At 62.4% G+C, this 9,147-nt stretch carries 7 protein-coding genes; 6 read left to right on the top strand and 1 reads right to left on the bottom strand.

Annotation, left to right across the window (positions count from 1 at the left end; all coding sequences use genetic code 11):
* Positions 1 to 100: 100 nt before the first annotated feature.
* From JNB_RS21605 to JNB_RS21395, 4 genes are all read left to right on the top strand, one after another.
* Positions 101 to 832, top strand: coding sequence for a glycosyltransferase (locus JNB_RS21605; protein WP_009777885.1), 732 nt, complete (start codon positions 101 to 103; stop codon positions 830 to 832).
* Between the two features lie 557 nt (positions 833 to 1,389).
* Positions 1,390 to 2,343 (top strand): lipopolysaccharide biosynthesis protein, encoded by a 954-nt coding sequence (locus tag JNB_RS17635; RefSeq protein WP_040883961.1) that lies wholly within the window; start codon positions 1,390 to 1,392, stop codon positions 2,341 to 2,343.
* A 131-nt stretch (positions 2,344 to 2,474) separates the two neighbouring features.
* Positions 2,475 to 3,677, top strand: coding sequence for an O-antigen ligase (locus JNB_RS17630; RefSeq protein ID WP_158306152.1), 1,203 nt, complete (start codon positions 2,475 to 2,477; stop codon positions 3,675 to 3,677).
* A 248-nt stretch (positions 3,678 to 3,925) separates the two neighbouring features.
* A complete protein-coding gene (locus JNB_RS21395; protein ID WP_148232498.1) occupies positions 3,926 to 4,717 on the top strand; it encodes a glycosyltransferase in 792 nt (263 codons plus the stop codon).
* Positions 4,718 to 4,793: 76 nt separating this feature from the next.
* Here the strand turns inward: JNB_RS21395 and JNB_RS17625 are convergent, their stop codons facing one another.
* Positions 4,794 to 5,960, bottom strand: a complete 1,167-nt coding sequence (locus tag JNB_RS17625; RefSeq protein ID WP_009777884.1) for a nucleotide sugar dehydrogenase — start codon at positions 5,958 to 5,960, stop codon at positions 4,794 to 4,796.
* Positions 5,961 to 6,021: 61 nt separating this feature from the next.
* Between JNB_RS17625 and aqpZ the strand changes: the two genes are divergently transcribed.
* Together aqpZ and JNB_RS17615 are read left to right on the top strand one after the other, a co-directional pair.
* Positions 6,022 to 6,855, top strand: a complete 834-nt coding sequence (aqpZ, locus tag JNB_RS17620; protein ID WP_009777883.1) for an aquaporin Z — start codon at positions 6,022 to 6,024, stop codon at positions 6,853 to 6,855.
* Between the two features lie 56 nt (positions 6,856 to 6,911).
* Entirely contained in the window at positions 6,912 to 9,122 is a 2,211-nt protein-coding gene (locus JNB_RS17615) for an NADP-dependent isocitrate dehydrogenase (protein ID WP_009777882.1), read from the top strand.
* Positions 9,123 to 9,147 lie beyond the last annotated feature (25 nt).

Below are 9,147 nucleotides of genomic sequence, written 5' to 3'. Positions count from 1 at the left end.
ATCGAGGGTACGAGTCCTCTTCGATATTCACGAGGAGTACCACAAGGGTCACCTGGCTCAGTCAGTCCCACGACCGACGCGACCCGCAAGCGAACGGGCAGTGCGCACGACCCTCGCCCTAATCGCCAAAAAGTGCGACCTTGTGACATCCGTCAACCAGGCAATCTTGGATGCCTACGGGGTCACCGACGATCACGGCTTGGTCACTTTCAACTCACCCCCGCCCTGGTTCGCGCGCTCGTCACCCAAGCCCACAGGAAACTCGAACGCCCTTACTTTTTTCCATGGAAAGGCGTTGGCCGGGAACGGCACCAGCGTCGTGCTCGACGCGGTTGCCGAGGTCCGCAGCCGTGGTGTCGACGCTCGCGTTGTCATGTTCCCATCGAACGGGAATGTCGACGGACCGCCCTACGACGCGGAATTTGCCGCCAGGTCCCGTGAGCCAGACCTACAGGACTCACTGGACCTTTTGTCGGGCAGACCCCACCGCGCCATGCCGGAGGTCCTCAGCAACGTCGACGTCGGACTTATTGCGTACAACCGCGTGCTGGGAGTGGGTAGTCTCCCCAACCGGTTCTTCGAGTACTTGGCTCTCGGCATCCCTGTCATCGTCCCCGAATACTCACCGCTCATGAGTGAAATTGTTGCGAGAGAGGGCTTGGGCCTGACCGTAGACTTCGAGGACCCTGCCAGCGTTGCGAATGGTATGCAGCAAATGGCCGCTGACCTGCCTGAACTGACTGCCATGGGACGACGTGCCAAGGAAAGCTTCGATCGGACGTATTCTTGGGCGCCCGCATTCCACCGACTTCGCGATCGAATGATTTCCTAACCATGACGGCTCAAAGGACCCGCGGACCAGATCTCGGCAGTGGATTGTCTAGACGACTGCACTTTCACCGGCTAAGGCTCGATGCGCGTCCTGGGTTACGTGGCGTTACACGAGTAAGGCTAAGCTTGGTCGGAGTGCTCGCACAAGGCGGACTGCGGTTCGGAACCAACCTCCTAATAGGGCACCTAGGAGGGCCCGGGGCGCTGGGCGCGTCTAGCACCGCAATCGCAAGTGCGCAGCTCGCAAGTCTCGCGGGGCCGACAACAAGCGGCTCCGCCGCGAGCAAATTTGTTGCAAGATCTCAGGGTTCCGGAAATTTTCAAGAGGCGACGCTGGTAGCAAGGTATATCACTAGAATTACTGTGTTCCTCGCCCTCTCCCTCGGTCTCATAGCGTCGGCCCTGTGGCCAGCTCCACAAATCATGTGGTGGTCGGAAGACCGGCTGGTTGTGTTCCTTCTAGTACTTGGCTATTCCGGCTATTCAGTGGCCCGCGGCGTGCAATTCGGTTCAGGCCATTTTTGGCGTGGCACAAAATTTGACTTGGTGACTTCAGCAATGGGGATCCTCGGCGTTGGGGTCGTACTGCTTATGGGGGCACCGCCAGTGCTCTCTCTGCTACCCGTTGCGCTGAGCATGCTGGCCTACTCAATTTCGGGCCTAGTGTCCGAGGCAGAAGGAACCCTTTCGGCAGAACTCAAGTCGGAAATTCGCATGTTCCTATTTCTCGGCGTGATCGGGACGCTCAGCAGCGCTGGCCTTCTCCAAGGGTCAGTGCTCATCGCACGTCAAGTTGATGGCATCGTCGGCGCCGGGTACTACTCAAGCGCCCTGACCTTGGCCACACCAATCTCGCTCATTGCTGGTTCTATTTCCCTTGCACTTTTTCCATCGTTGTCACACTTGCACGGGAGTGGCGACGAAAGCGCCCTTAAGAAGCTCACAGACATAACCTTTCGCGACATGAATGCGCTCATTCCGCTCGCCTTTGCGCCCCTAGTCATCTGCAGTTCTTCACTCCAGCATTTCGTCTGGGGAGAGGCGTATGCGTCCCGCGACCACGCCGCACTACTGCCCATGCTTCTCCTTGCGTGCATGGCCAACACCCTTGGAGTCGCCTGCACAACCACACTCACGTCCAGAGGCCCCAGTGGAGTGAGGCGCTCAACAATCTTTGGCCTCGCCGCGACGACCCTTTGCGCCCTCGCTTGGCTGACCCTGACGCCACTCATTGAACTGGAGGGCGTCGCCCTTGGCTACTTGATGGCGGCCACACTACTTTGGCTCTTACCAGTTGTCAGTGTTTGGCGGGAGGGTGGTCATTCCTGGCTAGGTCAGGTTGCGTCAATACTCGCAGCTGGAGGGGGAATGTTCGGAGTTGCCACACTCGCGCGACAACATGGCCTCCCGATCCAGATTGGGCTAACCATCGCATTCTGGGCGATCTGGTGGGCTGTAGCGCGGCCTCCCATATTTCGCTACCTTGGAATGTCCAGGGAGAACTCCACATGAGCCCAGACACAATTCATCCTCCGATCGAGGCGCCCAGAAGGTCTCCACCCACCCCGCTCCTTCCCAGCACGATCACGCGGGGAGCTCTCATTCTCCTACCTTCGGCTGCCGCATTAGGCCCCTTCCTCCCGGTGGCCGGCCCTTTCTTTGCCTATCGCGTCATGGTTCTGGCCCTTGCTTTCGCGGCCCTTCTGCCTGGGATGCCAGGTCGCCGCGGACGAGTTGCAGCCCTTCCCCTGATATTGATCTGGACGCTGTTCCTGATAGGAGGCATGATCGACGCGCCAGATTATGACCTCGCCATGAAAATGGCTTTGGCAGTGAGCATTGGGCTTTTGTGCATCCTGGCTCTTGAACGACTGGCATTTTGCGTGGAAGCTCTGCGATTTCTTGAACTAGGCTGGATTGTCGCCTTTATCGTCACCGGGACGCTCGGCCTGCGTGAGTCCCTCACCGGGATCCACTACGGCGGATACCTTTCCACGGTGGAACTGGCGCGCGTAGACACGCGCCTAGTCGCGAGTGTGTTCGGAAATCCTAATGCATTTGCCGTCTTCTTGGTAATGAGTCAGCCCTTCCTTCACATGCTCGCACTGGGCGCCAAGCGGTCCTCAGTGAGACTCATAGGGGTGGGACTCATCGGCTTGAACTTCGTTCTTGTGCTCGTTACCGGCAGCCGACTCGGTCTCGCCGCGACAGTCATTCAGCTTGGACTATTCATGCTGCTGCACGGCGGGACTCGATCCGCTACTTCTCTCGTCGCTGCGACCATCGGAATCGTCACTCTTTCCTCTGTCGGCGTTCTGGACAAACTGATACCCTTACTGCCTGGCAAGGTGGCTCCATTTCTGGAAATCCTCCTCAACGGCGGGTCAGGCTTGTCTCAAGACGCCTCCGGCGTCGGGCGGCTCAATTTATACAGAGATGGCATTTGGCTACTTCAGGAATCCTGGGGCCTTGGCCTGGGGCCAGGCGCCTACCAGTGGAATCTCCTAAATAGCGAGCTTCCTTATCCAACCGGAAATGTGGGAAGCCCACATAATGGCTATCTCGAAATCGCGGTGGAATTCAGTGCCCTAACACTGCTCGCACTGCTCATCTGGCTTGTCCGAGCGGCAAACATTTTCGTGAGGAGTCGCAAGAATGAAGCTCTCCAGAACCTTCGCGCCAATGCTCTTCTTGCAAGCATGGGCGGGATCTCGATAATGTGTCTCGCCAATAGTTCGTTCCTCAGCAGTGCAACTACGTGGATGTGGCTCAGTACGATTGGTGCCTACGCCGCTGCGCTATCTCTGGATGATTCTCGAGTTACGCCCGTCAGGCGACACCCGTGACGCAGCTCGCGATAGGACCGGCCAATTTTGCTGGGCAAGCCACTGAGTGGGCGCGAGCCGTTCAGTCGCACTTGGGAGTGTCAGCCCACTCGTTTGCCTATGGTCAGATTCCTGTACTTTCAAGGCGCACGTTCGGACATAAGTCAGACAAGTGGTTACCTCCAGGACGCGTTCCGTACACTCCACTTCGTCGGCTTGCTCTCACGAGTGCCATAGGGAAGGCCGATCACGTCGCAATCGATGGCTTCGTGACAATCGGCGGCCGGGTTGGTGTCGATTCCATCGTCAGAGACATTGACAAGCTCCGAGAACGGGGGCGTGCAGTTGCCCTGATCGCTCATGGATCCGACGTGCGCTCTCCGGATTTGCACATGGACCTGAGTGCCAGTAGCTATTTTCATAACGCTCCGAACGACTGGGTCGAGGCCGCGCGGCAGCGGTCCGCAACAAATAGATCGATCGCAACAACATCGGGGCTCCCTCTTTTTGTCTCGACGCCCGACTTGATCAACGACCTCCCCATGGCCAAATGGCTACCCTTGACGATCGATCTCGAGGCGTCGCCGTTCATTCCACGTGCCTGGAATCGTCGCCCCCGCGTTCTTCATCTTCCTAGTCGATCATTTCCTCCCATCAAGGGTACTGAGTTGATTGAGCAAGTCTTGGCAGATCTGAGCCGGCAAGGAATCTTGGAGTGGGTCAGGAAGCCAACCCTGAGGCACACGGAATTCATCAAGCTCTTGGCTTCAGTGGACATCGTTGTCGATCAAATACTGGGGGGCTCTTATGGAGTCACAACCGTTGAAGCCATGGCGTCGGGCTGTGTAGTTGTTGGCAATGTTGAAACTCTCGCAGCACGTCACATGGCCGAAGCTCCACCTGTCGTGCAGGCAGGTCCGGGTGAATTGGCTGAGACGCTGGGGTGGATCGCGGGCGAACCAAACATGTTGGAGCGGCACTCAGAACTGGGACGAGGGTTCGTCAAGAGGTGGCACGAAGGCAAAGCGGCCTCTCAAGTACTTGAGCCGTTCCTCGTTTGAACCCCAATCCGTTCCCCCCGCGAGACAGAGCCCTCTAGGATCGAACGTGTTGCCTCGATCCCGGCCTTGTCGGGGTTCAGTCCCGACCGAAGAGGTCGCGGGTGTAGACCTTGTCCGGCACATCGGCGAGTGAGTCGCTCACCCGGTTGGCGACGATGACGTCCGAGCGGCGCTTGAACTCGTCCAGGTCGCGGATCACCTCGGAGTTGTAGAACCGGTCCTCCTCGAGCGCCGGCTCGTAGAGCACGACCTCGATCCCCTTGGCCTTGATCCGCTTCATGATCCCCTGGATGCTCGACACCCTGAAGTTGTCGGAGCCGGCCTTCATGATCAGCCGATACATGCCCACGACCTGGGGCTTGCGGCGCAGGATGTCGGTCGCGATGAAGTCCTTGCGCGTCGTGTTGGAGTCGACGATCGCGCGGATGAGGTTCTGGGGCACGTCGCTGTAGTTGGCGAGCAGCTGCTTGGTGTCCTTGGGCAGGCAGTAGCCCCCGTAGCCGAACGACGGGTTGTTGTAGTGCGAGCCGATCCGCGGGTCCAACCCGACCCCGTCGATGATCGAGCGGGTGTCGAGACCGTGCGACACGGCATACGTGTCAAGTTCGTTGAAGTAGGCGACACGCATCGCGAGGTACGTGTTGGCGAAGAGCTTGATCGCCTCCGCCTCGGTCGGATTGGTGTGCAGGAGAGGCACATCAGAGTCCAGGGCACCTTCGACGAGCAGCTCACCGAAGCGGCGCGCACCGTCACTGTGACCACCGACGACGACCCGGCTCGGGTGCAGGTTGTCGTGCAGGGCGCGACCTTCGCGCAGGAACTCCGGGGAGAAGACGACGTCGAGACCCGGGTGGGCCGTCCGCATCCGCTCGGTGAAGCCCACGGGCACCGTCGACTTCACGACGACCGTGGCCGACGGCACCAGCTCAGCAGCCGAGGCGATGACCGACTCGACCGACGACGTGTTGAAGAAGTCCCGCACCGGGTCGTAGTCGGTCGGCGTCGCGACGATGACGAAGTCGGAGCCGGGCAGGGCATCCGCAGCCGAGGTGGTGGCCGTCAGCGACAGGTCGTGGTGGGCGAGGTAGTCCTCGAGCTCGGGGTCGACCAGCGGTGACTCGCGCCGGTTGACCTGGTCAACGCGTTCGGCGTTGAGATCCACGGCCACGACGTCGTGTCGTTGCGCGAGGACGACGGCGTTGGACAGACCGACATAGCCCAGACCCACCACGGAGATCTTCACGGCGGTCACGCTACCGGTCGGCTGTGTCGCATCACCCACCACGCCCCACCCGTGGGCCACAATGGGCGTCATGCAGACCCCTGAGATGTCAAAGCGCCTCCTCGCGGAGTTCGTCGGCACGTTCTGGCTCGTCTTCGGGGGGTGCGGGTCTGCGATCTTCGCGGCCGGCTTCCTGTCCACCCCGACGCTGGGGTCGGGCGCGCCCGTGCACCTGGGCATCGGGTTCCTGGGTGTCGCCTTCGCCTTCGGCTTGTCGGTCGTGACGATGGCGTATGCCGTGGGGCACGTTTCCGGTGCTCACTTCAACCCGGCCGTGACGCTGGGTGTCACGATCGCCAAGCGCTTCGAGTGGAAGGACGTGCCCGGCTACGTCGCCGCGCAGGTCCTCGGTGGTCTCGCCGCTGGTGGCGCCCTGTGGGCCATCGCCAGCGGCCGCGACGTCTTTGACGCGACGGGCAACCTCGCCGCCAACGGCTACGGCGAGCACTCCCCCGGTGGCTACTCCCTCATGGCGGTGCTGTGCGCCGAGGTCCTGCTCACCATGTTCTTCGTCTACGTCATCCTCGGCGTGACCCGCGAGAGCGCCCCGACCGGTTTCGCACCGCTCGCGATCGGCCTCTGCCTCACGCTCATCCACCTCATCTCCATCCCGATCTCCAACACGTCGGTCAACCCGGCGCGTTCGACGGCGGTCGCGTTCTTCAACGGCAACGGTGCACCCGGACAGCTCTGGCTCTTCTGGCTGGCGCCCCTGGTCGGTGCCGCCATCGCCGGCGCAACCTTCCACCTCATCACCGGTGTCGACCGTCGTGACCGCGACATCACCGGTCAGGTCCGGGTCGAGGACGAGCTCGTTCCCGAGGGCGTCGACCCCGACGCACCCCGCAAGGCCTGAGCGCAAGCCGCGCAACCGGCATACGTCGCGGTTTGGCGGTTCGATAGATTCGCCTCATGGCGAAGATCATCTACACCCTCACCGACGAGGCACCCCTCCTCGCGACCTACTCCTTCCTCCCGGTGATCGAGGCCTTCGCCTCCACCGCGGGCGTCGACGTCGAGACCCGCGACATCTCCGTCGCGGCGCGCATCCTCGCCGCCTTCGCGGACCAGCTCCCCGATGACCAGAAGGTCCCGGACGCCCTCGCCGAGCTCGGTGAGCTCGCGACGACGCCCGAGGCCAACATCATCAAGCTGCCCAACATCAGCGCCTCGGTCCCGCAGCTCAAGGCCGCGATCAAGGAACTGCAGGACAAGGGCTTCGACCTTCCTGCCTACAGCGACGAGCCGAAGACGGACGCGCAGAAGGACGCCAACGCCCGCTACGGCAAGGTCATGGGCAGCGCCGTCAACCCGGTGCTGCGCGAGGGCAACTCCGACCGCCGCGCCCCCGCCGCCGTCAAGAATTACGCCAAGGCGCACCCCCACTCGATGGGTGCCTGGAGTGCCGACAGCAAGACCAATGTCGCGACCATGGGCCACGACGACTTCGCGACCAACGAGAAGTCCGTCGTCCTCCCCGCCGACGACACCCTGACCATCCAGCTCGTCACGGACGCTGGCACCACCGTCCTCAAGGGCGGCCTCACGGTCCTCGAGGGCGAGGTCGTCGACGGCACCGTCCTGCGCGCCGCCGCCCTCGACGCGTTCCTCACCGAGCAGATCGCCCGGGCCAAGGCCGATGACGTCCTCTTCTCGGTCCACCTCAAGGCCACGATGATGAAGGTCTCCGACCCGATCATCTTCGGCCACGTCGTGCGCGCGTTCCTGCCCGAGGTCTTCGCCAAGCACGGCGCAGCACTCGAGGCAGCCGGCCTGTCCCCCAACAACGGTCTCGGCGCGATCCTCGAGGGTCTGTCCACCGTTCCCAACGGTGACGAGATCAAGGCCGACATCGACGCCGGCCTCGCCGCCGGCCCGAAGCTCGCGATGGTCAACTCCGACAAGGGCATCACCAACCTCCACGTCCCGAGCGACGTCATCATCGACGCGTCGATGCCCGCGATGATCCGCACCTCCGGTCACATGTGGGGCCCGAGCGGCGAAGAGGCCGACACCCTCGCCGTCATCCCTGACAGCTCGTATGCCGGCGTCTACCAGGTCGTCCTCGATGACTGCCGCGCCCACGGCGCCTTCGATCCGACAACGATGGGTTCCGTGCCCAACGTCGGGCTCATGGCACAGAAGGCCGAGGAGTACGGCTCGCACGACAAGACCTTCGAGATCGCCGAGGCCGGCAGGGTCCAGGTCGTCAACGCCGCCGGCGACGTGCTCATCGAGCACGACGTCGAGGCTGGTGACATCTGGCGCGCGTGCCAGACCAAGGACGCCCCGATCCGCGACTGGGTCAAGCTCGCCGTGACGCGCGCCCGCGCCTCGAAGACGCCGGCGATCTTCTGGCTCGACGAGAAGCGCGCCCACGACGCCAACCTCATCGCCAAGGTCACGACCTACCTCGCCGAGCAGGACACCGAGGGTCTCGACATCCAGATCATGAACCCGGTCGACGCCACGAAGTTCTCCATCGAGCGCATCCGCCGCGGCGAGGACACCATCTCGGTGACCGGCAACGTGCTGCGTGACTACAACACGGACCTCTTCCCCATCCTCGAGCTCGGCACCAGTGCCAAGATGCTCTCCGTCGTGCCGCTCATGAACGGCGGTGGCCTCTTCGAGACCGGCGCCGGCGGCTCTGCCCCGAAGCATGTCCAGCAGCTCGTGCAGGAGAACTACCTGCGCTGGGACAGCCTCGGCGAGTTCATGGCCCTGGCCGAGTCATTCCGGCACCTCGCCGACACCGAGGACAACGCCAAGGCTCGCGTCCTCGCCGACACCCTCGACCGGGCGACCGAGACCCTCCTCCAGGAGAACAAGGGTCCGGCGCGCAAGGTCGGCCAGATCGACAACCGCGGCAGCCACTTCTACCTCGCGCTCTACTGGGCGCAGGAGCTGGCCAAGCAGACCGAGGACGCCGACCTGGCCGCGGCCTTCGCGAGCGTCGCCGAGAAGCTGACCAGCCAGGAGCAGAAGATCAACGACGAGCTCCTCGCGGTGCAGGGCTCCCCCGCCGACATCGGTGGCTACTACCGCCCCGACGAGGCCAAGGTGAGCGCTGTGATGCGACCGTCCACCACCTTCAACGACGCGCTCGCCAGCCTGAGCTGAGACTTCGTCTTCGTGCCCCTCACTG

Origin of the sequence: Janibacter sp. HTCC2649 (assembly GCF_000152705.1) — a bacterium.
In the GTDB taxonomy this organism is placed as follows: Bacteria; Actinomycetota; Actinomycetes; order Actinomycetales; family Dermatophilaceae; genus Knoellia.
The sequence above is the reverse complement of the archived record's forward strand: the minus strand, read 5'-3'. Positions and strand labels throughout refer to the sequence as shown.

What these genes read in the sequence shown, in the direction of transcription:
- JNB_RS17635 (WP_040883961.1), top strand. Translation starts at nt 1,390, where the DNA reads ATGGGGATCCTCGGCGTTGGGGTCGTACTGCTTATGGGGGCACCGCCA.
- aqpZ (WP_009777883.1), top strand. Translation starts at nt 6,022, where the DNA reads ATGGGCGTCATGCAGACCCCTGAGATGTCAAAGCGCCTCCTCGCGGAG.
- JNB_RS17615 (WP_009777882.1), top strand. Translation starts at nt 6,912, where the DNA reads ATGGCGAAGATCATCTACACCCTCACCGACGAGGCACCCCTCCTCGCG.